This window comes from Anaerotalea alkaliphila (genome assembly GCF_010179735.1).
Lineage (GTDB): Bacteria > Bacillota > Clostridia > Lachnospirales > Vallitaleaceae > Anaerotalea > Anaerotalea alkaliphila.
In genome coordinates, this window is the sequence record NZ_JAAEEH010000017.1 from 16,663 (window position 1) to 41,156 (window position 24,494).

The 24,494-nt window shown below is 58.7% G+C and carries 21 protein-coding genes; 15 read left to right on the forward strand and 6 right to left on the reverse strand.

What is annotated here, in order from left to right; genetic code table 11:
- Positions 1-31 precede the first annotated feature (31 nt).
- Positions 32-1,144, reverse strand: coding sequence for a chorismate synthase (aroC, locus tag GXN74_RS07500; RefSeq protein WP_162370317.1), 1,113 nt, complete (start codon positions 1,142-1,144; stop codon positions 32-34).
- A gap of 205 nt (positions 1,145-1,349) precedes the next feature.
- Here aroC and tgt point away from each other — a divergent pair, with 205 nt between their 5' ends.
- Together tgt and yajC are read left to right on the forward strand one after the other, a co-directional pair.
- Complete coding sequence (tgt, locus tag GXN74_RS07505) at positions 1,350-2,480, forward strand: tRNA guanosine(34) transglycosylase Tgt (protein ID WP_162370318.1); 1,131 nt, start codon at positions 1,350-1,352, stop codon at positions 2,478-2,480.
- 72 nt (positions 2,481-2,552) lie between these two features.
- Positions 2,553-2,906, forward strand: a complete 354-nt coding sequence (gene yajC / locus GXN74_RS07510) for a preprotein translocase subunit YajC (protein ID WP_212505733.1) — start codon at positions 2,553-2,555, stop codon at positions 2,904-2,906.
- A gap of 79 nt (positions 2,907-2,985) precedes the next feature.
- Here the strand turns inward: yajC and GXN74_RS07515 are convergent, their stop codons facing one another.
- Entirely contained in the window at positions 2,986-3,864 is an 879-nt protein-coding gene (locus GXN74_RS07515; RefSeq protein ID WP_162370319.1) for a PHP domain-containing protein, read from the reverse strand.
- Between the two features lie 127 nt (positions 3,865-3,991).
- Here GXN74_RS07515 and scfA point away from each other — a divergent pair, with 127 nt between their 5' ends.
- From scfA to hemZ, 8 genes are read left to right on the forward strand one after another with little or no spacing between them, the layout of a single operon-like run.
- Positions 3,992-4,135: a six-cysteine ranthipeptide SCIFF gene (scfA, locus tag GXN74_RS07520; RefSeq protein ID WP_162370320.1), complete on the forward strand. Its 144-nt coding sequence runs from the start codon at positions 3,992-3,994 to the stop codon at positions 4,133-4,135.
- 53 nt (positions 4,136-4,188) lie between these two features.
- Entirely contained in the window at positions 4,189-5,556 is a 1,368-nt protein-coding gene (gene scfB, locus GXN74_RS07525; protein ID WP_162370321.1) for a thioether cross-link-forming SCIFF peptide maturase, read from the forward strand.
- Positions 5,553-7,718 (forward strand): protein translocase subunit SecD, encoded by a 2,166-nt coding sequence (gene secD, locus GXN74_RS07530; RefSeq protein WP_162370322.1) that lies wholly within the window; start codon positions 5,553-5,555, stop codon positions 7,716-7,718. The genes scfB and secD overlap by 4 nt, the downstream gene beginning before the upstream one ends.
- A 3-nt stretch (positions 7,719-7,721) precedes the next feature.
- Positions 7,722-9,788, forward strand: a complete 2,067-nt coding sequence (recJ, locus tag GXN74_RS07535; protein WP_162370323.1) for a single-stranded-DNA-specific exonuclease RecJ — start codon at positions 7,722-7,724, stop codon at positions 9,786-9,788.
- 13 nt (positions 9,789-9,801) lie between these two features.
- Complete coding sequence (locus GXN74_RS07540) at positions 9,802-10,314, forward strand: adenine phosphoribosyltransferase (protein WP_162370324.1); 513 nt, start codon at positions 9,802-9,804, stop codon at positions 10,312-10,314.
- 22 nt (positions 10,315-10,336) lie between these two features.
- A complete protein-coding gene (locus GXN74_RS07545) occupies positions 10,337-12,553 on the forward strand; it encodes a RelA/SpoT family protein (RefSeq protein ID WP_162370325.1) in 2,217 nt (738 codons plus the stop codon).
- Positions 12,554-12,572: 19 nt separating this feature from the next.
- Entirely contained in the window at positions 12,573-13,214 is a 642-nt protein-coding gene (locus tag GXN74_RS07550) for an MBL fold metallo-hydrolase (protein ID WP_162370326.1), read from the forward strand.
- A 22-nt stretch (positions 13,215-13,236) separates the two neighbouring features.
- Positions 13,237-14,685: a coproporphyrinogen dehydrogenase HemZ gene (gene hemZ / locus GXN74_RS07555; protein WP_162370327.1), complete on the forward strand. Its 1,449-nt coding sequence runs from the start codon at positions 13,237-13,239 to the stop codon at positions 14,683-14,685.
- 93 nt (positions 14,686-14,778) lie between these two features.
- On the opposite strand, the gene GXN74_RS07560 is transcribed toward hemZ, so the two are convergent.
- From GXN74_RS07560 to GXN74_RS07575, 4 genes are all read right to left on the reverse strand, one after another.
- Positions 14,779-15,540: an amino acid ABC transporter ATP-binding protein gene (locus GXN74_RS07560; protein WP_281355215.1), complete on the reverse strand. Its 762-nt coding sequence runs from the start codon at positions 15,538-15,540 to the stop codon at positions 14,779-14,781.
- Positions 15,541-15,549: 9 nt separating this feature from the next.
- Positions 15,550-16,200 carry an amino acid ABC transporter permease gene (locus tag GXN74_RS07565; RefSeq protein ID WP_162370328.1) on the reverse strand — a complete coding sequence of 217 codons (651 nt, stop codon included), beginning with the start codon at positions 16,198-16,200 and terminating at the stop codon, positions 15,550-15,552.
- 147 nt (positions 16,201-16,347) lie between these two features.
- Positions 16,348-17,136, reverse strand: a complete 789-nt coding sequence (locus GXN74_RS07570; protein WP_162370329.1) for an ABC transporter substrate-binding protein — start codon at positions 17,134-17,136, stop codon at positions 16,348-16,350.
- A gap of 33 nt (positions 17,137-17,169) precedes the next feature.
- The gene (locus tag GXN74_RS07575) at positions 17,170-17,550 is read right to left on the reverse strand and encodes a hypothetical protein (protein ID WP_162370330.1); all 381 of its coding nucleotides are present in this window, start codon (positions 17,548-17,550) and stop codon (positions 17,170-17,172) included.
- A gap of 192 nt (positions 17,551-17,742) precedes the next feature.
- Here GXN74_RS07575 and zwf point away from each other — a divergent pair, with 192 nt between their 5' ends.
- The 5 genes from zwf (at position 17,743) to aspS (ending at position 24,410) form a co-directional block, all read left to right on the forward strand.
- Positions 17,743-19,221 (forward strand): glucose-6-phosphate dehydrogenase, encoded by a 1,479-nt coding sequence (gene zwf / locus GXN74_RS07580; protein WP_162370331.1) that lies wholly within the window; start codon positions 17,743-17,745, stop codon positions 19,219-19,221.
- Positions 19,222-19,243: 22 nt separating this feature from the next.
- A complete protein-coding gene (locus GXN74_RS07585; RefSeq protein ID WP_162370332.1) occupies positions 19,244-19,888 on the forward strand; it encodes a cyclase family protein in 645 nt (214 codons plus the stop codon).
- A gap of 85 nt (positions 19,889-19,973) precedes the next feature.
- Complete coding sequence (locus GXN74_RS07590; protein WP_162370333.1) at positions 19,974-21,047, forward strand: NAD(P)H-dependent flavin oxidoreductase; 1,074 nt, start codon at positions 19,974-19,976, stop codon at positions 21,045-21,047.
- Positions 21,048-21,332: 285 nt separating this feature from the next.
- Positions 21,333-22,613 carry a histidine--tRNA ligase gene (hisS, locus tag GXN74_RS07595; RefSeq protein WP_162370334.1) on the forward strand — a complete coding sequence of 427 codons (1,281 nt, stop codon included), beginning with the start codon at positions 21,333-21,335 and terminating at the stop codon, positions 22,611-22,613.
- Positions 22,614-24,410, forward strand: a complete 1,797-nt coding sequence (gene aspS, locus GXN74_RS07600; RefSeq protein ID WP_162370335.1) for an aspartate--tRNA ligase — start codon at positions 22,614-22,616, stop codon at positions 24,408-24,410.
- Positions 24,411-24,494: the final 84 nt, after the last annotated feature.

Below are 24,494 nucleotides of genomic sequence, written 5' to 3' on the forward strand. Positions count from 1 at the left end.
CTGGGCTCCATGCCTTTTCATCTGTGGAAAACTATGCTCTGGGGCCCCCGTAGACCCTTTCCAGGTATTCCATCCGACTTCCCATGTTCAGCAGCATCAGGTCCAGGATGGTCAGCGCCACCATGGATTCCACCACGATCACCGCCCGGGGGACGATGATGGGGTCGTGCCGTCCACCGATCATCAGGTCGATGTCCCCGGATTCCTTGTCCACCGCATGCTGCATCTTGTGGATGGAGGGGGTTGGCTTCACGGCCGCCCGCAGCACCAGGGGGGAACCGTCACTGATGCCTCCGGTGGTGCCGCCCGCGTGGTTGGAGACCTTCTGGATCCCGCCCCCCGTCCCCATGCGGTAGAAGTCGTTGTTCTCGATGCCGGTGCGCTTGGCGGCTTCGAAGCCGGAACCGATCTCCACGCCCTTGACGGCGCCGATGGACATGACCGCCCGGGCCAGGGTGCCGTCAAGCTTATCGAAGACAGGCTCCCCGATGCCCGCGGGCATGCCGTCCACGCGGCACTCGATCAGGCCGCCGCTGGAATTCCCGTCCTTGATCAATCCCCGCAGGTACTCCTCGGTGGCGGGCACCACCCGGCTGTCGGGCATCCGCAGGGGATTGTTGTAGATTTCCTCCTTGTCGAAATTGCCCATGTCCACGGCAAAGGGGCCGATGGCTTTCGTGTAGGTGGTGATCTCCACACCGAAGGATGCCAGGATCTTCTTGGCGATGGCGCCTCCTGCGACTCTGCCGATGGTCTCCCTTCCGGAAGAACGTCCGCCCCCCCGGTGGTCCCGGAAGCCGTATTTCAAGTCGAAGGCATGGTCCGCATGGCCTGGCCTGTAGATGTTCTGCATTTCCGAGTAATCCTTGGAGCGCTGGTCCTTGTTGTAGACGATCAGGGAGATGGGGGTTCCGGTGGTCTTGTCCTCAAAGACGCCGGAGAGGATTTCCACCTTGTCGGACTCGTCCCTGGGGGAGCAATAGGGGGACTGTCCGGGCCTCCTTTTGTTCAGCTCGATCTGTATGTCCCGTTCACGCAAGTGGAGGCCGGCAGGACAACCGTCGACCACGACACCGATGGCCTTTCCGTGGGACTCGCCCCATGTGGTGATTCTGAAAACATTTCCAAAGCTTGATCCAGCCATATCTGATTCCTTTCTGTCTCCTGGTTTCCATGTGGGAGAGGTTTTTCCGTGTAATGGTTTCAATTATAACGAATTTGCACCTATAAAGCAAGAAGCGGCGGAAAGGTCTTTTTTTTCCCCCGGAAATCTGCTATCATTAGGCAAGCCGCGGATGCGCCGGAAGACGCAAGGCCGCAGGGAGTGAAGAAAAGGACAGGGTGATCGTATGTATACATTGTTGAAGACGGACGGAAAGGCGAAAAGGGGAAGGCTGGAAACGGTGCACGGCACCATCGAGACCCCGGTGTTCATGAATGTGGGGACGGCGGCGGCCATCAAGGGGGCTGTTTCCACAGAGGACCTGAAGGTTATCGGATGCCAGGTCCAGCTGACCAACACCTACCACATGCATGTGCGGACAGGGGACAGGATCGTGAAGCAGTTGGGGGGGCTCCACCGGTTCATGAACTGGGACCGGCCCATCCTGACGGACTCCGGCGGGTTCCAGGTTTTCTCCCTGGCGGAACTGCGGAAGATCAAGGAGGAGGGCGTCTATTTCGCCTCCCATCTCGACGGAAGCAAGATTTTCATGGGACCGGAGGAGAGCATGCAGATCCAGTCCAACCTGGGCTCCACCATCGCCATGGCCTTCGACGAATGCCCCCCCCATCCAGCCACGAAGGAATACATGCAAGCTTCCGTGGACAGGACCACACGCTGGCTGGACCGCTGTAGGGTGGAGCTGGACCGCCTGAACGGACTGGAAGGCACGGTGAACCCCAGGCAGATGCTTTTCGGCATCAACCAGGGAGGCACCTATGAGGACATCCGGATCCAGCATGCCAAGACCCTCCGGGATATGGATCTGGACGGATACGCCCTGGGAGGGCTGGCGGTGGGGGAATCCCACGAGGAAATGTACAGGATCCTGGACGCCACGGTGCCCCTCCTGCCCCAGGACAAGCCCACCTACCTGATGGGCGTGGGGACGCCCGCGAACATACTGGAGGCGGTGGACCGGGGAGTGGACTTCTTCGACTGCGTCTATCCCTCCAGGAACGGACGGCACGGGCATGTGTACACGAACCATGGAAAGATGAACATGCTCAACAAGCAGTATGAGCTGGATGAACAGCCCATCGAGCCCGGTTGCGGATGTCCGACCTGCACGCACTACAGCAGGGCCTACATCCGGCACCTGCTGAAAGCCAGGGAGATGCTTGGCATGCGGCTGTGCGTGCTCCACAACCTGTATTTCTACAACAGGATGATGGAGGAAATCCGGAACGCCATCGATGCGGGGGAATTCCAGGCCTACAAGAAAGAAAAGCTGGCTTCCATGGGAAGAAGCAATTGACATCCGGATGCGGATTGTGTTTAAATGAAAAAGGTTGGAAGAATGATGGATTCAAGAAAGTGAGGAAACCTTATGTTTGAGATCACAACCATTGCGGCAGCCCAGGCGAGCGGCGGAGAAAGCATGCTGTTCACCATCGGCTATCTGGTGCTGATTTTTGCGTTCATGTATTTTGTCATGATCCGCCCCCAGAAGAAGAAGCAGAAGGAAGTGGAGAGCATGCAGAACTCGGTGAAAATCGGGGACACGGTGCTCACCACCGGCGGCATGTATGGGAAAGTAGTGGACATCATGAACAACACATTGGTCCTGGAATTGGGCATGAACAAGGGGATCCGTGTGCCGATGGTGCGCAGCGCCGTGGCCAGTGTGGGCGAGCCCAACATGAGCCTGGTGAAGGAAGAGACAAAAGAAGACGCGAAATAGGATGGCTGAAGCATCTGAAGCCATGAGAAAACCCGCCGGTGTCCCGGCGGGTTTTCTCATGGCTTTGCAGGAAAGATGCCTAGCTGCCGAAGTAGCTTTCATGGTAGCGTTTGAGGGGTTCCAGGAGGGCATAGGGGATGGACATGTTGCCCCGTCCTGTGCCGAGTTTGATGTCCTCCTTGTTGGCTCCATGGAAATCCGACCCCCCGGTGATGAACAGGCCGTACTTCTGGGCCAGCTTGGCCATGAACCGCTCTTCCCTGTGGCCGTAGAGGGGGTACAGGCCTTCAATCCCCATCAGCCCCAGGTCCTTGAGACGGCCCACCAGACTGTCCAGGGAACTGTCGTCCAGTCCGTACAGGTTGGGATGGGCCAGCACCGGTATCCCTCCGCAGTTCAGGATCAGCCGGATGGCATCCTTGGGGGTGGTCTTCTCCCGGGGGATGAAGCCCGGTTGTCCGTTCCCGATCCAGACTTCGAATGCCTCCTCCATGGAGGAAACGACGCCCTTTTGGACCATGGCCTTGCCGAAATGCGCCCGTGTCACCACACCGTCGGTGGCGCATGCGACCACGTCCTCCATGGTCAAGGGGACCCCTAACCGCTGGAGCTTGTCCACCATCCTGTGGTTCCGTGCTTCCCTGCTGTCCACCAGGTCCTTCAACCTTTCCACAAAGGCCGGATCCTGTTCGTTGATGTAAAGCCCCAAAATGTGGATGTCCTGTCCAATATCGGGCAATACGGTGGAAAACTCGATGCCGGAGATGATTTCCAGGTTCCTGTAGCAGTGCAGGTTTTCTTCTTGGAATTTCCTTGCCTCTAGAAGCCCTTCGATGGTGTCGTGGTCGGTGATGGCCATGGCCGCCAGATTGTTCCTCTTGGCCAGCTTGACCAGCTCTGCAGGCGTCAGCGTGCCGTCAGAGGCGGTGGTATGGGTATGCAGATCGATGGTCTTCATATGCAGTCTCCTCGATTCCTATATATATATATGTTAGTTATACCCCATTTTTTTCACATTTGTCAAGGGGTATGAAATATGCTATAATATACGATGCTTAAATAAGCGGCAAAGGAGGTTTCTGAAGATGAAACATATTCAAACATTGAACGGTTCGGTTCTCAAGGAAAGTTTGAAGCATGGCGGTTGCGGCGAGTGCCAGACATCCTGCCAATCAGCATGCAAGACATCCTGCACAGTAGGAAATCAGGCGTGCGAAAATCAGAAATAATCCCAAACCTTACGGAACGTTTCATACGTTCCGTAACCATTGAAAGGAAAACCATGATCCATCAATATAAAATGAACGATTTGAACATCATCCTGGATGTGGACAGCGGCGCTGTGCATCTTGTGGACGAGGAAACCTATGCGGTGGTCGCCCTGCTGGACAAGGGAATGGGGAAAGAGGCTGTCGTGCAGGAACTCAAGGACCGCCACGGGGAGGAAAAACTCCTTGAAGTGCTGGAAGAGGTGGAGGAACTGAAGGACAAGGGCCAGCTCTTCTCCGAGGAAGACTATAGCCAGGTCCTGGCCGGATTCGGGGACAGGCAGACGGTGGTGAAGGCCATGTGCCTGCACATCGCCCATGACTGCAACCTCCGGTGCGGATACTGTTTCGCCGGCGAGGGGGAATACCATGGGGACCGCTCCATGATGTCGGCGGAAGTCGGCAGGAAAGCGGTGGATTTCCTGGTGGAGAACTCCGGCAGCCGGAGGAATCTGGAGATCGACTTCTTCGGCGGGGAGCCCCTCATGAACTTCGGCGTGGTGAAGGAAATCGTAGCCTATGCCAAGTCCGTCGAAAAGGAGCACAACAAGAACTTCCGCTTCACCATCACCACCAACGGCGTGCTGTTGGATGAGGAGAAGCTGGCCTTCATCAACGAGCACATGTACAACGTCGTCCTGAGCATCGACGGGAGGAAGGAAGTGCACGACCGGATGCGCCCCGCCCCAAACGGCAAGGGAAGCTACGACCTGATCCTGCCGAAATTCAAGGAGGTGGCGGAAAGCCGGGGACAGAAGAACTACTATGTCCGGGGCACCTTCACCAGGCACAACCTGGACTTCTCCAAGGATGTGATGGACCTTGCGGAACAGGGGTTCCGGCAGATTTCCGTGGAACCGGTGGTGGCGGACGAGGCCTTCGACTACGCGCTGCGGGAAGAGGACCTGGGGGCGCTGCAGGACGAATACGAGCTTCTGGCCGAAAGGATGCTGGAAAGCCGGAAGGCGGGGAAGGATTTCAACTTCTTCCATTTCTTCATCGACCTGAACCAGGGGCCCTGCATCTCGAAACGCATCACCGGATGTGGCGCCGGATTCGAGTATCTGGCGGTGACCCCCTGGGGCGACCTGTATCCCTGCCACCAGTTCGTAGGCATGGAGGAATTCAAGATGGGAAGCCTGGAGGAAGGCGTGCGGAACAAGCAGCTGGAAAAGGAATTCAAGGGCTGCAATGTCTATGAGAAACCCGCCTGCACCCGGTGCTGGGCGAAGTTCTACTGCAGCGGTGGATGCAACGCCAACTCCTACAATTTCCATGGAAGCATCCGGGAGGTCTACGGGACCGGTTGCGTCCTGGAGAAGAAGCGCGTGGAATGCGCGATTTACCTGAAGGCAAAGAGCATACTGGAGGAACAGGAATGAAAGGGAAAATAATAGCGGCTTTTGCGGCAACCTTGCTGGTCATCGCTGCGGTGATCGGGGTAGCGCTCGCCGGTGTCGGGAGCGAAGGGGCCGGAAGCGCCAGGGACATCAATTTGGGCTTGGACCTGGCCGGGGGTGTGAGCATCACCTATACGGCGGACAAGGCGGATCCTACGGAGCAGGAGATTTCGGACACCATCTACAAGCTCCAACGCAGGATCAGCGAGCAGGGCTACACGGAAGGGGAGGTCTACAGGGAAGGCAGCGACCGGATCAATGTGGACATCCCCAACGTATCCGACCCCAACCAGGTGCTTGCGGACCTTGGGAAGCCGGGAAACCTGACTTTTGTGGACCAGTCGGGTAACGTGGTCATCACCGGGGAAGATGTGGTGGACGCAAACCCGGTGCGTGACAGCCAAAGCCTGGGAGGCGGCTTCTACGTCCGCCTGGAGCTGAACGCGGAAGGTGCGGAGAAGTTCGCCCAGGGCACCAGGGCCAATGTGAACAAGGTCATCCACATCCTTTACAACGACGAGGTCCTCATGTCCCCGGTGGTTTCCGAGGAAATCAGGGACGGCGTCGCCTCCATCTCCGGACTGGGAACGCTGGAGGAGGCCAGCGAGCTCGCCACCAGCATCCGGATCGGTGCCCTGCCCTTGAAGCTGGTGGAGCTGCGCTCCACGGTGGTGGGAGCCAAGATGGGCTACGACGCCATCCAGACCAGCCTCAAGGCCGGAACGGTGGGCCTGCTGCTTCTCTTCGCGTTCCTGCTGCTGGTCTACCGGGTGCCGGGGCTGGTGGCTACGGTGGCCCTGTCCTTCTATGCGGCGCTGATGGTGGCGGTCCTGAGCCTGGGAGGCATCACCCTGACCCTGCCGGGAATCGCCGGGATCATCCTCTCCATCGGCATGGCGGTGGACGCCAATGTGATCGTGTTCGCCAGGATCAAGGAGGAGCTGGCCATGGAGAAGACCCTCCGGGCGTCCATCAAGGCAGGTTTCAAGAAAGCCAGTTCCGCCATCGTGGACGGCAACGTGACTACCTTGATTGCGGCGGGGGTGCTTTTTGCCATGGGCACGGGAACCATCAAGGGCTTTGCCACCACCCTGGCGATCGGCATCATCATCTCCCTGTTCACCGCGCTGGTGGTCACCCGGATCCTCCTTGTGGCCATGGTGGAGATCGGATTCAAGAAGAAAACGCTGTACGGACACTTCCACGTGAACAGGAAGCTTCCCATCATCGACCGGAGGAAGTTGTGGCTGGCCGTTTCCGCAGTGGCCATCTCCGTGGGCCTTGTGGCGCTGCCGGTGAACATGGCGTCCATGGGGAGCCCCTTCAACTTCGACATCGAATTCGTGGGAGGAACGTCCACGCTGGTGACCATCGACAGGCCCTATGCCAGCTTCGAGGAGCTCCAGGAGGATGTCCGGGACCTGGTGGTGGAAGCCACGGGAGACCAGACGCCCCGCTTCAACAATGTGGAAGGGGTGAACGGCCAGGGACAGTTCGTCATCCGGACCAAGGCGCTGGATACGGACACGAGGATTGCCCTGGAAGAAGCCCTGGCAGGCAAGTACGGCATCACCAGCGCGGAAATCCAGAGCGAGAGCATCAGCGCCACCATCGGTTCGGAAATGCAGCGGGACGCCGTCCTTGCGGTGCTGATTGCGGCCCTGGGAATCCTTGTGTACATCACCTTCCGTTTCCGGGACTACCGGTTCGGCCTTGCGGCGGTCATCGCCCTTGTCCACGACGTGCTGGTGATGCTGGCGGTCTATGCGGTCCTGCGGATTCCGGTGAACAACTCCTTCATCGCAGCCATGCTGACCATCATCGGTTACTCCATCAACGACACCATCGTGGTCTTCGACAGGGTCAGGGAAAACCAGAGGCATATGAAGAAGGGGGACTACCAAGGTCTTGTGGACTCCAGCGTTGCCCAGACCCTGGCCCGTTCCGTGAACACCTCCTTCACCACCTTCATCATGATCCTTTCCCTGTATGTGCTGGGTGTGGCCTCCATCCGTGAGTTCGCGCTTCCGCTGATGGTGGGGATCCTGAGCGGAACCTACTCCTCCATCTTCGTGGCCAGCCCCCTGTGGTACCTGTTCAAGAAGAGGGAAGAGGCCAAGCTGGGCGCAAGCCCCGGCAACTGACCCATGCGGGAAACGATCAGACGCTACAAGCCTTTGGACCCTGGGGAGGTGGAGGCCTACCGTACGGAGTTCGGGATTGCCGACCCACTGGTGGCACGGATGCTCATGCGCAGGCAGGTCCATGGGGAGCACGGGGTCCGGTGTTTCCTCAAGCCGGATGTGGAGGGATTCTACGACCCTTACGGGCTGAAGGACATGGACAAGGCTGTGGAACGGATAGAAGCCGCCGTGGGGCGCAAGGAAAAAATCGTCATCTACGGGGATTATGATGTGGACGGAATAACCAGCACTTCGCTCCTGTTCCTGTTCCTTCGTTCCAAGGGCGCCCGGGTGGACTACTATCTCCCGGACCGCCTGGAGGAGGGGTACGGACTCCACACGGAGGCGCTGGAAAGGCTCCGGAGGGAGGGGGCGGACCTGGTGGTGACCGTGGACACGGGAATCACCGCCTTCAAGGAGGCCGAAGCGGCGAAAAGCCTGGGGCTGGACCTGGTGGTCACAGACCACCACGAATGCCAGGACGGCCTGCCGGAAGCCGTTGCTGTGGTGAACCCCAAAAGGCCGGATTGCACCTACCCCTTCAAGGAACTGGCAGGCGTGGGCGTGGCCTTCAAGCTGGTCCATGCCCTGGCCATCCGTTGGGGTGGGACGGAAGGGATCTGGAAGTACCTGGAGATAGCAGCCGTAGGCACCGTTGCGGATGTGGTCCCGCTGGTGGACGAGAACAGGATCATCGTCCATGTGGCCTTCCGGACCATTCTGGACACTTGGAATCCAGGGCTGAAAGCCCTGCTGGAGGTGTCTGGGGCCATGGATGGACGGCCGACGGCCTCCATGGTGGGATTCCGGCTGGGCCCCAGGCTGAATGCGGCCGGACGCATGGGGGATGCCAAGCGGGGGGTCCGGCTGTTCCTGTCGGAGGACATGGAGACGGCCAAACCCATTGCGGAGTCCCTGGACGAGGAGAACAGGAAGCGGCAACAGCGGGAGATGGAGATTCTGGAAGAGGCGGTCTCCTTGATCGAAGGGGATTCCGGAAACCGGGACCGGCGGATCCTGGTGGTGGCCCAGGAGGGCTGGCACCACGGAGTCATCGGCATCGTCGCTTCCAGGATCACCGAGCGGTACACGAAACCGTGCATCCTGCTGGCTGTCGAGGAGGGAAGGGCCTCCGGTTCCGCCCGGAGCGTGGAGGGCTTCAGCATCTTCGAAGCCCTTCTTTCGGTAAAGGACCTATTCGACAAGTTCGGCGGCCACGAGATGGCCGCGGGCATGTCCCTGGAAGCCGGAAAGGTGGAAGACCTGCGGGATAGGCTGAACCGTTATGCAAAGGTGCATATGACACCGGAGATGCTGCTGCCGAAAATCAGGGTGGAAGAAACGCTGGCGCTGGAGGCTGTGGACATTTCCCTGGTGGAGAGGATCCAAATCCTGGAACCCTTCGGACCGGGCAATGAGGAGCCCGCCTTCGAAATACAGGCAACGGTGGAATCCGCCCAGCTCCTGGGCAAGGACAAGACCCACCTGAAGCTCCTGCTGGGAGATGGCGGCCGTGTGATGGAAGGGCTGGCCTTCTCCAAAGGGGAATGGCTGGAGGAGATCGGCGCACACGCACCGGTCTCGGTTGTGGGGAACCTTTCCATCAACCAGTGGAGGGGAACGAAGAAAGCCCAGGTCCTCATCCGGGACCTGCAGCACGAAAGCGGCTTCCAACGGGAACTGCAGGCGTTCGCCCGCTGCCTGGTGGAGGACCCTGTCCGGGGGGCCAAACTGCTCCTGGCGAAGGGGCGGCATCTCCAGAAGGAGGACTGCGTCCGCATGTACAGAACCCTGCAGACCCTGGACAAGAAGGGGGTCAGGAGGGTGGCCCTGGGGAAGTGGATGGAGCATCTGGAACTGACCGGGCAGGAGGACCTTTTCAAACACCTCTTCTGCCTGGCGGTCTTCAAGGAGCTGGAGCTGGTGGAATTCACCCTGGGGGAACAGGCCGTGGAATTCGCTTTCGGTACAATTAAAAAAGTTGAATTGCAGCATTCAAAGTTGTATAATATAGTACACTCAAGGAGTTAGAGGAGAAAAAGCCATGGATTTGAAAAAATTGGTCAGAGACATCAAGGATTTCCCCAAGGAAGGGATCGTCTTCAAGGACATCACAACGATCCTAAAGGACCCGGAAGGCCTGTGCTCTTCCATCGAGCAGATGCAGGCGAGCCTTGCGGGTCTGGAGTTCGACTACATTGTGGGACCGGAATCCCGCGGGTTCATCTACGGGGTGCCGCTGGCCTACAACATGCGGAAGGGATTCCTGCCAGTGCGCAAGGAAGGCAAGCTTCCCTACAGGACCAAGTCGAAGTCCTACACGCTGGAATACGGGACAGCCACCATTGAGATGCACGAGGACGCCATCAGCCCCGGTGACCGGGTGGTGATTGTGGATGACCTGCTGGCCACGGGAGGGACCTCCAGGGCCATGGTGGAACTGATCGAGGAAATGGGCGGCACGGTGGAAAAGCTGGTGTACCTCATCGAATTGGAATTCCTGGAAGGCAGGTCCATTCTGGAAGGCTATGCGGTTGACGCGGTCATGAAATACTAAGAATCGGAAAGTGGTGGGTCCTATGCCTGAAAAGCTGTACGACGAGTTGATCGAGAAAATCAAGAGGTACCATCCGTCGGAAGATTTCACCTTGGTGGAAAAAGCCTACAATATAGCAAAGACGGCCCATGGCAGCCAGGTCCGGAAATCGGGTGAACCATATTTGATTCACCCTGTTTCAGTTGCCAACATCCTGGCGGACCTGGAACTGGACAAGGAATCCATCGTGGCGGGCATGCTCCACGACGTGGTGGAGGACACGGACTACACCACCGAGGACATCGCCCGGGAATTCAACGAGGAAATCGCCATACTGGTGGATGGGGTGACGAAACTCACCGCGATCAACTACAGTACGGAAAAGGAAGAGGTACAGGCGGAGAACTACCGGAAGATGTTTCTGGCCATGGCCAAGGACATCCGGGTCATCCTGATCAAGCTGGCGGACAGGCTCCACAACATGCGGACCCTGAAGTACATGCCGGAGAACAAGCAGAGGGAAAAGGCCAAGGAGACCCTGGACATCTACGCCCCCCTGGCCCACAGGCTGGGGATTTCCACCATCAAGGCGGAACTGGAGGATTTGTCCCTCCGGTATCTGGACAAGGACGCCTATTACGACATCTACGAGAAGATCGCCCGGAAACGGAACGAGCGGGAGGCCTACGTGGAGGAGATCGTCAAGGAAGTGAAGACGGCTCTGGACCAGGTGGGCATCCAGGCGGAAGTGGACGGAAGGCCGAAGCATTTCTTCAGCATCTACAAGAAGATGGTGAACCAGAACAAGAGCATCGACCAAATCTACGACCTTTTCGCCGTACGGGCCATCGTGGAATCCGTGAAGGACTGCTATGGGGTCCTGGGGATCATCCATGAGCTGTACAAGCCTGTGCCCGGTAGGTTCAAGGACTACATCGCCATGCCGAAGCCGAACATGTACCAGTCCCTGCACACGACGCTGATCGACAAGGACGGGGAACCCTTCGAGATGCAGATCCGGACCTTCGAGATGCATAGGACCGCTGAATTCGGGATTGCCGCCCACTGGAAGTACAAGGAGGGCAAGACCTCCCAGTCCATCGAGGAGAGCGCGGAGAAGAAGCTGAACTGGCTTCGGCAGATCCTGGAGTGGCAGAGGGACATGTCCGACAACAAGGAGTTCATGGACGTTCTCAAGAGCGACCTGGACGTGTTCAACGAGCAGGTCTACGCCTTCACCCCCACAGGGGATGTGGTGGACCTGCCCATGGGCAGCACCCCCATCGACTTCGCCTACCATATCCACAGCGCCGTGGGCAACAAAATGGTGGGGGCAAGGGTCAACGGAAAAATCGTGACCTTCGACTACAGGATCAGGAACGGGGACCGGGTGGAGATCATCACCTCCCAGAATTCAAAGGGGCCCAGCCGGGATTGGCTGCACATTGTGAAGAGCTCCCAGGCCAAGAACAAGATCAACCAGTGGTTCCGGAAGGAGTTCAAGGAGGAGAACATCATCCGTGGCAAGGAAATGCTGGAGAAGTATGTGAAGGCCAAGGGCATGGTGCTCTCGGAGCTGATGCGGCCCGAGTTCCAGCGGATCGTGCAGGCGAAGTACGGATTCAAAGACTGGGATTCCGTCACGGCCGCCATCGGCCATGGGGGCCTGAAGGAAGGCCAGGTGGTCAACCGGCTCCATGAGGAGCTCCAGAAGCTGCAGAAAAGCAAGGTGACGGCGGAGGACATCCTGCAGGAGATCAGCACCAGGACGGCGGAGAAGCCGGAGGTGAAGCGGTCCAAAAGCGGCATCATGGTGAAGGGGATCGAGGACCTGGCGGTGCGCTTCTCCAGATGCTGCACACCCGTGCCCGGCGACGAGATTATCGGCTTCATCACGAGAGGCCGGGGGGTCTCCATCCACCGTACGGATTGCGTGAACATCATCAACCTGAACGACGAGGAAAGGCACCGGCTGATCGAAGCGGAATGGCATCCCTTGGACGCCGCGGACGCCAAGACACGCTACACCGTGGAGATCCAGGTGGTGGGCTACGACCGGGTGGGCCTGCTGGTGGACATCTCCAAGACCCTGACCGACGCCGAGATTCCGGTGAAGTCCCTGAATGCCAGGACGAACAACGACCAGCGGTCCGTGTTCAACATTTCTGTGGAAATCAGCAGCGTGGAGCAGTTGAAGAAGCTGACCAAGAAGTTGCGGCACATCGAGGGCGTGGTGGACATCATCCGGTCCAACAATTGAGCGAAGGGGGAGGACGGGCATGAAGGTGTTGAAGCTTGTGTTGGGGGAACTGCAGACCAACTGCTACATCGCATACGACGAGGAAACGAAGAAGGCGGTGCTGGTGGACGCGCCGGCGGAAGCGGAACGCATCGTGGAGAATCTGGCGTCCCTGGGACTGGACCTCCAGGCGGTGCTGCTGACCCACGGGCATTTCGACCATGTGTCCGCCGTCCCCGACCTGATGCGGCACCTCCATCCCCAGGTGGTGGCCCACAAGGAAGAGGCGCTGGTCATGGAAGACCCGAAACAGAACCTCTCCCTGTATTTTCTAGGAAGGGAATTGTCGGCCCAGGCGGACACCCTGGTGGAGGATGGGGACGTGCTGGATTTCGGTGGAGAGCTGGTTTTCGACTGCTTCGTGGTGGAGGGCCATTCCAAGAAGGACACCTGCTTCTACAACAGGGCCCAGGGGGTCGTGTTCACAGGGGACACCCTGATGGCCGGATGCATGGGACGTACGGATTTCTATCCGGGGAAGGCCAACGCCCTGAAGGAGAACATCAAGGGCAGGCTCCTGCTGCTGCCGCCGGAGACGAAGGTGCATGCGGGGCATGGTTTTGAAACCACCATCGGAGTGGAAAAGAGGAGCAACCCCTACCTGAACAACAACGGATGGTAGGTACCGAAGGAAAGGGACAAGAATGAAGATATGGATCAGTGAACCTGCATACGCTTACGACGCGAAGACGCTGCTGCATGCGCTGTACAAGGGCCAGGAGATTCTGGTGGATATGGTAAAGGAATCATCCGACTGGTCGATCGACTGCAGGGATGATTTTTTATTGGTGGAGAGTCCCTGGGGGAGCAGGGAAGTCCGCTGGAACGAAGAGGGGAGCTGTTTCTACCGCTCCTTCTCCGGGGACCGGAAGAAGCGGGAGAAGTTCGCCTTCAAGCACCTGGTCTACAACCTGTATTTGGAAGGGGGAGGTGCCCCCCTGCCCTGGGGGGTGCTTACGGGCATCCGGCCCACCAAGATCGTGCTGGAGCACCTCCGGGAGGGGAGCCTGGACACCCTGGGGGAGGTCCTGGCCAGGAACTACCGGATCTCCCCAGAGAAGATCCGCCTGCTGGAGGAGATTGCGGCGGCGGAGCAGGAGGTGCTCCAGGGCGGGGAACCGGAAGACATGAGCGTGTACGTGGGAATCCCCTTCTGTCCCACCCGCTGCCTCTACTGTTCCTTCACCGCCTATCCCATGGCCAAGAACAGGCATCTGGCCAGGCCCTACGTGGACGCCCTGGTCAGGGAAGTGGGGGAGACCAGAGAGCTCTGGTCGGGGAAGGCGGGGAAACGGATCCGCTCCCTCTACATCGGCGGCGGGACCCCCACCGCTCTGGATGAAGAAGACCTGGAACATCTGCTGGAAAAGCTGTCGGCGCTCCTGCCCTGGGAGGGGCTGGAGGAGATCACCGTGGAGGCGGGAAGGCCCGACACCATCACCCGGGAGAAGCTGGAAATCCTCCGGAAGTACGGCATCCACAGGATTTCCATCAACCCCCAGACCATGAACCAGAAGACCCTGGACAGGATCGGCAGGGAGCATACGGTCCGGGATGTGGAGGAAACCTTCCGCATGGCCCGGGAGATGGGCTTCGACCGCATCAACATGGACCTGATCCTGGGACTCTCCGGGGAAGGGTTGGAAGAGGTCCGGCACACCTTCCGGGAGGTGGAGAAATTGGCCCCCGACAACCTGACGGTGCACACCCTGGCGGTGAAGCGGGCCTCCCGGCTGAAGGAAGAGGAGGACCTGCAGGAATTCCCCGGGGAGGACAAGGTGGCGGCAATGGTGGAAATCGCCCGGGAAGCGGCCCGGGAGATGGGGCTGGCGCCCTACTACATGTACCGGCAGAAGAACATGGTGGGGAGCCACGAGAACATCGGCTACGCCCGGCCGGGTACTGCCTGCGTCTACAACGTGGTGGTCATGGAGGAGGTCCAGACCGTGCTGGCCTACGGGGCCGGAGCCATCACCAAGGTGGTGCATCCCAGGGAGAACCGGATCGAGCGGATCGAGAACGTGAAGAACCTGGAACAGTACCTGGAGCGGATCCAGGAGATGATCGACCGGAAGATGGAATATTTCCTGTGACCCACAGCCTGCTGGAAAGCATGCTTTCCAAGTGCACAAAAGGGGATGCGGCAAACCGTCCATATGGTTTGCCGCATCCCCTTTCTCCGTCCCCTACAGGACCTTGTTCAGGAATTCCCGGGTCCGCTCGTTCCTGGGGTTGGTGAAGATCTCTTCCGGGGTGGTGTCCTCCACCACATAGCCGTTGTCCATGAAGATGACCCGGTCCGCCACCTCTTTGGCGAAGCCCATCTCGTGGGTAACCACCAGCATGGTCATGCCGTCCTCGGCCAGTTTCTTCATGACCTCCAGCACCTCGCCCACCAGCTCCGGGTCCAGAGCGGAGGTGGGCTCGTCGAAGAGCATGAGCTCCGGCCGCATGGCCAGGGCCCGGGCGATGGCCACCCGCTGCTGCTGGCCACCGGAGAGGCGGGCGGGATATTCGTGCACTTTGTCCGTCAGCCCCACCAGCTCCAGCAAGGAGAGGGCGGACTCCCGGGTGGCCGCCTTGTCCTCCTTCTTCACCACCAGCGGGGCTTCCATGATGTTCTCCAGGACCGTCTTGTGAGGGAAAAGGTTGAAGCGCTGGAAGACCATGCCGACTTCGCTGCAGAGCTGATGGATGTCCTTGTGGGAGAACTTCACCATGTCCCTGTCGTTCTCCCGGTGGTCCGCAAGCTTGCCGTCCACCCAAATCCTGCCGGAGGTGATCCGCTCCAGGTGGTTGATGCACCGCAGGAGGGTGCTTTTTCCGGAGCCGCTGGGGCCGATGATGCAGACCACCTCCCCCTTCTCCACGGACAGGTTGATGTCCTTCAGCACTTCCAGGGTGCCGAAGGATTTTTTGATGTTTTCCATGCGGATCATGTTGCTCATAGGTCACCTCTATTCATAGACGGAGTACTTGGCTTCCAGCCGTTGGAAGACCAAGGTGAAGATGCTGGTCAGGGTCAGGTAGATGGCCGCCGCCGGCAGGTAGAACAGGGCGCTGGCGTTGTTGTTCACCAGTTGGTTGGTGGTGCGCAGCAGTTCCGTAAGGGCGATGGAGGAGACCAGGGCGGAGTCCTTCAGCAGCATGATGAATTCGTTCCCAACGGGGGGGATCAGCCTGCGGTAGGACTGGGGGATGATGATCCTGGCCATGGCCTGCTTGTAGCTCATGCCTAGGGCCTTGGCGGCCTCCATCTGCCCCTTGTCGATGGAGAGGATGGCCGCCCGGATGATTTCCGCCAGATAGGCGCCGGAGTTCAGGCCCAGGGCCGCGATGGCGCTGGCCAGCTTGGGGAACTTCAAGGCGGGGGATATCAGGGGCAGGGCATAGTAGATGAAGAAGATCTGCATGAGCAGGGGGGTTCCGCGGAAGAGCCAGATGTAGAACCAGGATAAGCCGCCGACCAGCTTGTTCTTGGACAAGCGTCCGATGGCCAGCAGCAGTCCCAGGACCATGCCGATGGCGATGCCCCCCAAGGTAAGCTCCAAGGTAAGGACCGAGTTCTTCAGCATGACGGGCAGGGCGCCGATGAGTTTATCCAACATAGTTTTCACTCCCAATGGGTCTGATTTTTGTTGCAGGGCCTGCCGGGGTCGGCAGGGGGTGGCGGAGGGCCCGGACAGGAAAAAGGGGGCAAGCGGGATTTCCCGGTTTACCCCCTCCGCTCCCTGGCGGTTTGCCTGCAGGGCATCCTACCACAAGGTCGAATCGATTTCCGTCGTATAGTCCGCGCCCAGCCATTCCATGGAGATTTCGGCAAGCCGGCCGTTCTCCCGGAGGGTCGCGATTGCGTTGTTAAGGTTCTCAAGAAGCTCCGGATTGGCGCCCTTCTTCAGGCAGACGCCGATGGGCTCGTTGGAAAGCTTGGCGCTGGTGACCCGGTAACTCCCCGGATCGCTGCTGATGTATTCCGCCGCCACCATGCCGTCCACCACGATGGCGTCCAGGCGGTCCGCTTTCAGGTCCATGAAGGTCTGGATGATTTGGTCGTAGGAATCCAGCTGGAAGTCGAATTCCTCCTGGTATTTCCTGGCGGATGCATGGGAAGTGGTCTCGATCTGCACGCCCACCGTCTTGCCGGCCAGTCCGGAAGGGTCCGTGATGTCCTGGGCGTCCGAACGGACGACGATGACCTGGCCGTTGGCCAGATAGGGGTCTGTCATGTCGTACTCGGCCATCCGGTCCGGGGTGATGCTGACGGAAGAGATGACCACGTCATAGCTGCCGGAGACCAGGGCCGTGAAGATGCCGTCCCAGGCGGTAGGGATGAATTCGACTTCCATGCCCAGCTCCTCGCCCAGGGCATGGGCGAAGTCCACGTCGAAGCCCACCAGTTCGTCGGCGTCGTTGCGGAATTCCATGGGGGGATAGGCGTCGTCCACACCGATCCGCAAGACGTTTCCGTCGGTTTCAGCGGCGCCGCCGCAGGCTGCGAGTGTCAAGACGGCGGCCATGACCGCCACCAATAGTGCTTTTTTCATAAGGTGTCCTCCTGATTGTCGTTTGTGCTGTTGTCATCCGTTCAATTTGCGGAAGATGGTGTCCCTGACCGAAGTGCGCATAGCCAGCATGTTGGCGTCCTCGTTGATCAGCGCCCTGCGGATGTACTCGATTTCGGCCTCCGTGAGATAGACCGCCTTGCCCCGCTCGTCCAAGGGTACCTGGGAGAGGATCTCCTGGATGGCCATCTTGGCATCGGCAGGGGTAGTGAAATAATAGACCTGGCTCCCCAAATCCAGCGTTGCATTGTGTTTCTCAAAAATGGAATGCAGACGGCCTTCGGGAAGCTGGGTTTCCTTGGCAAGGTCACTGACCAGATAGCTGCCGGCGCAGTCGATGTAATATCCTTTTCCCAGTCCGGATTTCCGGGGAATGAAACTGGATTCGATGATCATGGGGTACCCTCCCTTTCCATAGGTATAAACGGAGCCCGCCAGGGGCGGCAGGCTGCACAAATATTTTCAATTATACAATATGCGTATAATGAATACAAGCGTGACCGGACAATATTTCCTGAAAAGGCAAATGATGTCTTCTAAATGAAAAACAATGGTGCTATAATTATGACTTACGGAAGGAGTGGTGAAATGGAATTATCCAATTTGATGGTCATCTTCGGAGGCACCGGTGACCTGACATACAGAAAACTTATTCCGGCCCTGTACAACCTCCAGCACGAGGGGCTTCTGCCCGAGAATTTCGTGCTGGTGTCCGTGGGGCGCCGGGACAAGACCACCGAGGAATATCTGGTGGGAATCGAGGAGGGGATCCGGGGCAACGCCCGTTTCCCATTCGAGGAAGAGCAGTGGAACCGGCTTAAGGCGAGGATCCACTACTACCGGCTGCCCTTCGAGGACGACGAGGCCTATCCGGAGTTCGACAACTATCTCTGCACCTTGGAGCACAAGTACGCCACCCGGGGGAACAGGATGTTCTATCTGGCGGTGGCACCGGAGTACTTCTCCGTCATTGTGGACAAACTGCAGAAAAACGGTCTTGTCCGGGAAGTGGGGGCCTGGAGCAGGGTGGTGATCGAGAAGCCTTTCGGCAAGGACTTCGCCTCCGCAAAGGAGCTTTCCCGGCACATCACCCATGTGTTCGGCGAGGAGAACACCTACAGGATCGACCATTACCTGGGCAAGGAAATGCTCCAGAACATCATGGTCATCCGCTTCGCCAACGCCTTTTTCGAGCCGGTCTGGAACAACAAGCACATCGACCACATACAGATCTCCTCCACTGAAACCCTGGGCGTGGGTGACCGGGGGGGCTACTACGAGAATTCCGGGGCCCTGAAGGACATGGTCCAGAACCACCTGCTCCAGCTGCTGGCGGTGACCACCATGGAGCCGCCAATCCGTTTGGATACGGAATCCATCCGGGACGAGAAGGTTAAGGTCTTCAAAGGGCTGAAGGAACTGGACGAGGACCTGGTGGTCCATAACGTGGTCCGGGGACAATACGTCAGGGGGATCGTGGACGGCCAGGAGGTTCCGGGATACAGGGAGGAGGACCGGGTGGCGGACGGCTCCGACACGGAGACCTTCGTGGCACTGAAGGTGGAAATCCAGAATTTCCGCTGGTCCGGCGTCCCCATCTATATCCGGACGGGAAAGCGCATGCACCACAAATCCATCGAGGTGAGCGTCCAGTTCAAGGAAATGGCGGACCTTTTATATATGAAGGGATACCAGTCCACGGCCCCCAACATGCTTGTCATCCGGATCCAGCCCTATGAAGGGGTCTCCCTGCAGTTCAACGCGAAAAAGCCGGGAACCACCAACGAGATGGTGCCGGTGAAGATGGATTTCTGCCAAAACTGCGAAATCGGATACAGTTCCCCGGAAGCCTACGAGCGCCTCCTGTTCGATGTGATGAAGGGGGATTCCACCCTCTTCACCCGCTGGGACGAGGTGGAGTACAGCTGGCGGTATGTGGACAGGATCACCCAGGCATGGGCCAAGAATAAGCCGGCCTTCCCCAACTACCAGGCGGGAAGCGAGGGACCCCGGGAAGCGATGGACCTGCTGGCCAGGGACGGACGGAAGTGGTGGACATCCAACTAGGAGGAACAGGAGGCGAGGAGCGATGAAGTTCTACGATGTATCCATGACCATAGAGGAAGGCATGCAGGTGTACAAGAACAAGCCGGAAAAGCAACCCCGGTTCGCCAACCTGGCGAACCATCCCCAGAACCATCTCCATGAGACCCAGCTGACCATGGAGATGCACTGCGGAACCCACATCGACATGCCCCTGCACATGATCCCCGGGGGAGACGTGCTGGACAGTTTCGACATCAGGACCATGCTGTCCAGATGCAAGGTGTTCGACATGACAGGGCTTGCGGAGCCGAAAATCACCGCTGAGGACCTCCGGGGGCTGGAAATCCGGGAGGGGGACTTCCTGCTGTTCAAGACGACCAACTCCCTGGTGGAAACCTTTGTGGACGACTTCGTCTATCTGGAAACCTCCGGAGCCGCCTATCTCAAGGAGAAGGGGATCAAAGGCGTGGGGATCGACGGGCTGGGCATCGAAAGGGCCCAGAAGGACCACAGCACCCACATCCAGCTGCTGGAGGACGGCATCGTGATCCTGGAAGGGTTGCGTCTGAAGGAGGTCCCTCCAGGAGAATACCGTCTGATGGCCCTGCCCTTGAAAATCCGGAGCGTGGAAGGCGCACCGGTCCGGGCGGTGCTGGTGGAAGGGGACCTGCTGGAACTGTTTGCCTGAAAAAATGTACTGGATTTTCACAAGCATTTATGGTATGCTGAAAATACTTTGAATATCAAAATACTTTTTAATGAGGAGCATGACCATGAGTATACCTTCCCTTACAATAAGAGACTTGACGATTCCCGTGCCGATCATCCAAGGCGGCATGGGCGTGGGCGTATCCGGCTGGAGGCTGGCGGCGGCTGTGGCCAACGAAGGCGGTGTGGGTGTCATATCCGGCGCCCAGATCGGCTACCAGGAAGAGGATTTTGAAAAGAATCCCCTGGCTGCCAACATCCGCGCCCTCCGCAAACAGATCCGGCTGGCAAGGGAACATTGCCCCACGGGAGCCATCGGCGTGAACCTGATGGTCGCCATGCGGAATTATGCGGAGTATGCCAAGGTCGCGGTGGAGGAAAAGGTGGACATGATCATCTCCGGTGCGGGACTGCCCATCGAATTACCGGAGTACGCCAAGGGAACGGGAACCAAAATGGTGCCCATCGTCAGTTCCCTCCGGGCGGCCCAGCTTATCATCCGCCAATGGAACAAGAAGTACGATGTGGATCCGGACGCCATCATTGTGGAGGGCTCCGAGGCGGGGGGACACCTGGGATTCAGGCGGGATGAGCTGGAGGAAGGGAAGTCCCCCCAGCTGAAGGAGATCGTCTCCGAGCTGATCGCCCATTTCGATGCCCTGAAGAAGAACATCCCCGTCATCGCCGCCGGAGGCATCTTCGACGGCAAGGACATCGCCCAGTACCTGAAGCTGGGAGCCAAGGGAGTCCAGATGGCCACCCGGTTCGTGGCCACCCACGAGTGCGACGCCAGCGACGCTTACAAGCAGGCTTACCTGGACAGCAAGCAGGAGGATATCGGCATCATGCTGAGCCCCGTGGGGCTGCCTGGCAGGGCCATCATGAACGATTTCATCCAGCGGGTGGAGCAGGGGGAGAAGGTCAAGGTGACCAAGTGCTACCAATGCGTGCACAAATGCGACCCCAAGACCACACCCTTCTGCATCACGAAGGCCCTGGTGAACGCGGTCAAGGGGGACACGGAGGAAGGGCTGGTGTTTGTGGGCAGCAATGCCTACAAGCTGGACAAGATCGTTTCCGTCAAAGAACTGATGGACACTTTGAAGGACGAATTGGATGTTGCGTTGTCCGTGCAATGAAATTTCGCTTGACAAAGCTACGGGAGTTGCATAAAATATTAACTATTGCAGCAGTATGCCATACGTTGATGAAGAGAGTAGACCAGGGAACTCTTCGGAGTGTTGTGTTGAAGCGGTAGGCCGCGGGGGGCAATTGTCTGGTCCGCGTTTTTGGACCCTGGATGCAGGGAGCAGGACGCTCCTTGGGGTGGCACCGCGGGTAAACGTCCCGTCCCTTGATCATCAAGGGACGGGACGTTTTTATGTGATGGAAAGTTTTTCTTAAATAGGAAAAGGAGTGGAACTATGTTGACGAAAGCACCCAGAGGGACAAGCGACCTCTACGGCAGCGCCATGGAGGCATGGCAGGGGCTGGAGGAAAAGATCCGGATCCAGTGCGCCGCCTATGGCTTCAAGGAAATCAGAACACCTGTTTTCGAGCATACCGAGCTTTTCCAGCGGGGGGTCGGGGAAACCACAGACATCGTGCAGAAGGAGATGTACACCTTCCAGGACAAGAAGGGGAGGAGCCTGACCCTGAAGCCCGAAGGGACCGCTGGGGTGGTCCGGGCGTATCTGGAGCAGAAGATGTATGCGGACACCCAGCCCACCAAGCTCTTTTACTTCACACCGGCCTTCAGGTACGAGAAGCCCCAGGCGGGCAGGATGCGCCAGTTCCATCAGTTCGGGGTGGAGCTGTTCGGGTCCGGGGAGCCGGCGGCGGATGCGGAGGTCATCGCCCTGGCCAGCCAGATGCTGGACCGGCTGGGGATCCGGAATGTGGAGCTGCAGGTCAACAGCCTGGGAGGCGGTGCCTGCAGACAGAACTACAACAGAATGCTGGAAGGTTTCCTGCAGGAGCATCGGGAAGGCCTCTGCGAGACATGCAGGGAGCGGATGGAGCGCAACCCGCTCCGGGTGCTGGACTGCAAGGTTCCCAGCTGCCAGGAGGTCATGAAGGACGCGCCCCTGATCATCGACAACCTGGGACCGGAATGCAGGGAGCATTTCGAAAAGACCCTGGGCCTTTTGGACGCCATGGGGATTCCCTATGCGGTGAACCCCTGGATCGTCCGGGGGTTGGACTATTACACCAAGACGGTCTTCGAGTTCGTCTCCAAGGAGATCGGCGCCCAGGGAACCGTCTGCGGCGGAGGCAGGTACGACAACCTGATCCAGGAATGTGGAGGGGACCCCACGCCAGCGGTGGGCTTCGGCGCCGGCATCGAACGGCTGCTGATGACCATGGAGAAGTCGGGAGCCATCACCCATAAGGCCCCCGGCGTGGACCTCTACATCGCCCACATGGGACCCCAGGCCCAGGCGAAGGCCTTCGCACTGGCCCAGAGCCTGCGGGGGCAGGACCACCATGTGGAAACGGACCTGCTGGGGAAAAGCGTGAAGGCCCAGATGAAGCAGGCGAACCGGCTGGGAGCCAGGCGCTCCATGGTCGTCGGGGATACGGAGCTTGCGCAGGGCGCCGCCCAGGTCAAGGACATGGAAACGGGAGCCCAGGAAACGGTGGCTTTTGACGGATTGGCAAACTATTTGATGCGACAGAAAAGCATAGAACCAGGAGGAAATTAAATGAGCGAATCGATGGCTGGGTTGAAGAGAACCCGATATTGTGCGAATGTAGGAGAAGAACTGATTGGAAGCCAGGTGACAGTCATGGGATGGGTCCAGAAACGCAGGGACCTGGGAGGCGTGGTGTTCGTCGACCTTAGGGACAGGACCGGCCTTCTGCAGATCGTGTTCGACATGGAGACCATCGGCGCCGAGGGATTCAAGAAGGCGGAACACATCCGCAGCGAATTTGTCATCGCCGTAGAAGGCATGGTGGAAAAAAGGGATCCGGAGACGGTCAATCCCAACATTCCCACGGGCATCCTGGAAGTGCGGGCATCGGGCCTCAGGATCCTTTCCGAAGCGGAGACGCCTCCCTTCATGATCGAGGAGAATTCCAAGGTCAAGGAGGAGCTTCGCCTGAAGTACCGGTACCTGGACCTGCGCAGACCCGACCTGCAGCGGAACATGATGCTGCGGCACCAGGTGGCCAACTTGTCCAGGAATTTCCTCAACGACCAGGGGTTCCTGGACATCGAGACGCCCATGCTGACGAAGAGCACGCCGGAAGGCGCCAGGGACTATCTGGTGCCCAGCCGTGTCCATGGCGGGCATTTCTATGCCCTGCCCCAGTCCCCCCAGATCTTCAAGCAGCTGCTGATGCTCTCCGGTTACGACAAGTATTACCAGATCACCAAATGCTTCCGGGATGAGGACCTGCGTGCGGACCGGCAGCCTGAATTCACCCAGATCGACATGGAGCTCTCCTTCGTGGATGTGGACGACGTCATCGGTGTGAATGAAGCCCTTCTCCAGAAGATGTTCAAGGACGCCATCGGTGTGGAGGTGCCCCTTCCCATCGAGAGGCTCACCTACCAGGACGCCATGGACCGGTTCGGCAGCGACAAGCCTGACCTGCGCTTCGGCATGGAGCTGGTGGATGTTTCCGATGTGGTCAGGGACTGCGGCTTCAAGGTCTTCGACGGAGCCATCGGTGCCGGCGGAAGTGTGCGCGGCATCAACGCCAAGGGATGCGGCGACTTCCCCAGAAGGCAGATCGACGCCCTGGGGGAAGCGGCCGTGGAGTATGGCGCCAAGGGGATGGCCTGGATTGCGATCAACGAGGACGGCACCTACAAGTCCGCCATCACCAAATTCCTCCGGGAGGAGACCGTGGAGGCCATCGTTGCCAAGCTGGAAGGAAAGCCCGGCGACCTGCTGCTCTTCTGTGCGGACAACAACGAAGTTGTGTACAACACCTTGGGCAACCTCCGTCTGGACCTGGCCGAGAAACTGGAGCTTCTGGACAAGAACACCTTCAAGTTCGTCTGGGTCACGGATTTTCCCCTGTTGGAGTACAACAAGGAGCACAAGCGCTATGTGGCAAAACACCATCCCTTCACCATGCCCATGGAAGAGGACCTGCATCTCCTGGAGACGGCGCCGGAAATGGTCCGCGCCAAAGCCTATGACATCGTTCTGAACGGAAACGAAATCGGCGGCGGAAGCATCCGGATCCACCAGAGGGACATCCAGGAGAAGATGTTCGCGGCCCTTGGATTCAGCAAGGAGGAGGCCTATGAACGCTTCGGCTTCCTGCTGAACGCCTTCAAGTACGGCGTGCCCCCCCATGGAGGACTGGCCTATGGGCTGGACAGGATCGTGATGCTCATGTGCGGATCGGACAGCATCCGCGAGGTCATCGCATTCCCCAAGATCAAGGACGCATCCTGTCCCATGACGGAAGCCCCGGGCACGGTGGAGAAGAAACAGCTGGAAGAGCTCTCAATCAAAGTGGACATTCTTGAGTTGACGTAGTATAATTATAAGAGAGCTATAAATGCTCCATGTGAAGCAAAAGCCCTCATCCCAGAGGGCTTTTGCCATCCAGGGAAACGGGTG

Coding starts and splice junctions, on each gene's coding strand:
- aroC (WP_162370317.1), bottom strand. CDS start 1,144: ATGGCTGGATCAAGCTTTGGAAATGTTTTCAGAATCACCACATGGGGC.
- tgt (WP_162370318.1), top strand. CDS start 1,350: ATGTATACATTGTTGAAGACGGACGGAAAGGCGAAAAGGGGAAGGCTG.
- yajC (WP_212505733.1), top strand. CDS start 2,553: ATGTTTGAGATCACAACCATTGCGGCAGCCCAGGCGAGCGGCGGAGAA.
- GXN74_RS07515 (WP_162370319.1), bottom strand. CDS start 3,864: ATGAAGACCATCGATCTGCATACCCATACCACCGCCTCTGACGGCACG.
- scfA (WP_162370320.1), top strand. CDS start 3,992: ATGAAACATATTCAAACATTGAACGGTTCGGTTCTCAAGGAAAGTTTG.
- scfB (WP_162370321.1), top strand. CDS start 4,189: ATGATCCATCAATATAAAATGAACGATTTGAACATCATCCTGGATGTG.
- secD (WP_162370322.1), top strand. CDS start 5,553: ATGAAAGGGAAAATAATAGCGGCTTTTGCGGCAACCTTGCTGGTCATC.
- recJ (WP_162370323.1), top strand. CDS start 7,722: ATGCGGGAAACGATCAGACGCTACAAGCCTTTGGACCCTGGGGAGGTG.
- GXN74_RS07540 (WP_162370324.1), top strand. CDS start 9,802: ATGGATTTGAAAAAATTGGTCAGAGACATCAAGGATTTCCCCAAGGAA.
- GXN74_RS07545 (WP_162370325.1), top strand. CDS start 10,337: ATGCCTGAAAAGCTGTACGACGAGTTGATCGAGAAAATCAAGAGGTAC.
- GXN74_RS07550 (WP_162370326.1), top strand. CDS start 12,573: ATGAAGGTGTTGAAGCTTGTGTTGGGGGAACTGCAGACCAACTGCTAC.
- hemZ (WP_162370327.1), top strand. CDS start 13,237: ATGAAGATATGGATCAGTGAACCTGCATACGCTTACGACGCGAAGACG.
- GXN74_RS07560 (WP_281355215.1), bottom strand. CDS start 15,540: ATGAGCAACATGATCCGCATGGAAAACATCAAAAAATCCTTCGGCACC.
- GXN74_RS07565 (WP_162370328.1), bottom strand. CDS start 16,200: ATGTTGGATAAACTCATCGGCGCCCTGCCCGTCATGCTGAAGAACTCG.
- GXN74_RS07570 (WP_162370329.1), bottom strand. CDS start 17,136: ATGAAAAAAGCACTATTGGTGGCGGTCATGGCCGCCGTCTTGACACTC.
- GXN74_RS07575 (WP_162370330.1), bottom strand. CDS start 17,550: ATGATCATCGAATCCAGTTTCATTCCCCGGAAATCCGGACTGGGAAAA.
- zwf (WP_162370331.1), top strand. CDS start 17,743: ATGGAATTATCCAATTTGATGGTCATCTTCGGAGGCACCGGTGACCTG.
- GXN74_RS07585 (WP_162370332.1), top strand. CDS start 19,244: ATGAAGTTCTACGATGTATCCATGACCATAGAGGAAGGCATGCAGGTG.
- GXN74_RS07590 (WP_162370333.1), top strand. CDS start 19,974: ATGAGTATACCTTCCCTTACAATAAGAGACTTGACGATTCCCGTGCCG.
- hisS (WP_162370334.1), top strand. CDS start 21,333: ATGTTGACGAAAGCACCCAGAGGGACAAGCGACCTCTACGGCAGCGCC.
- aspS (WP_162370335.1), top strand. CDS start 22,614: ATGAGCGAATCGATGGCTGGGTTGAAGAGAACCCGATATTGTGCGAAT.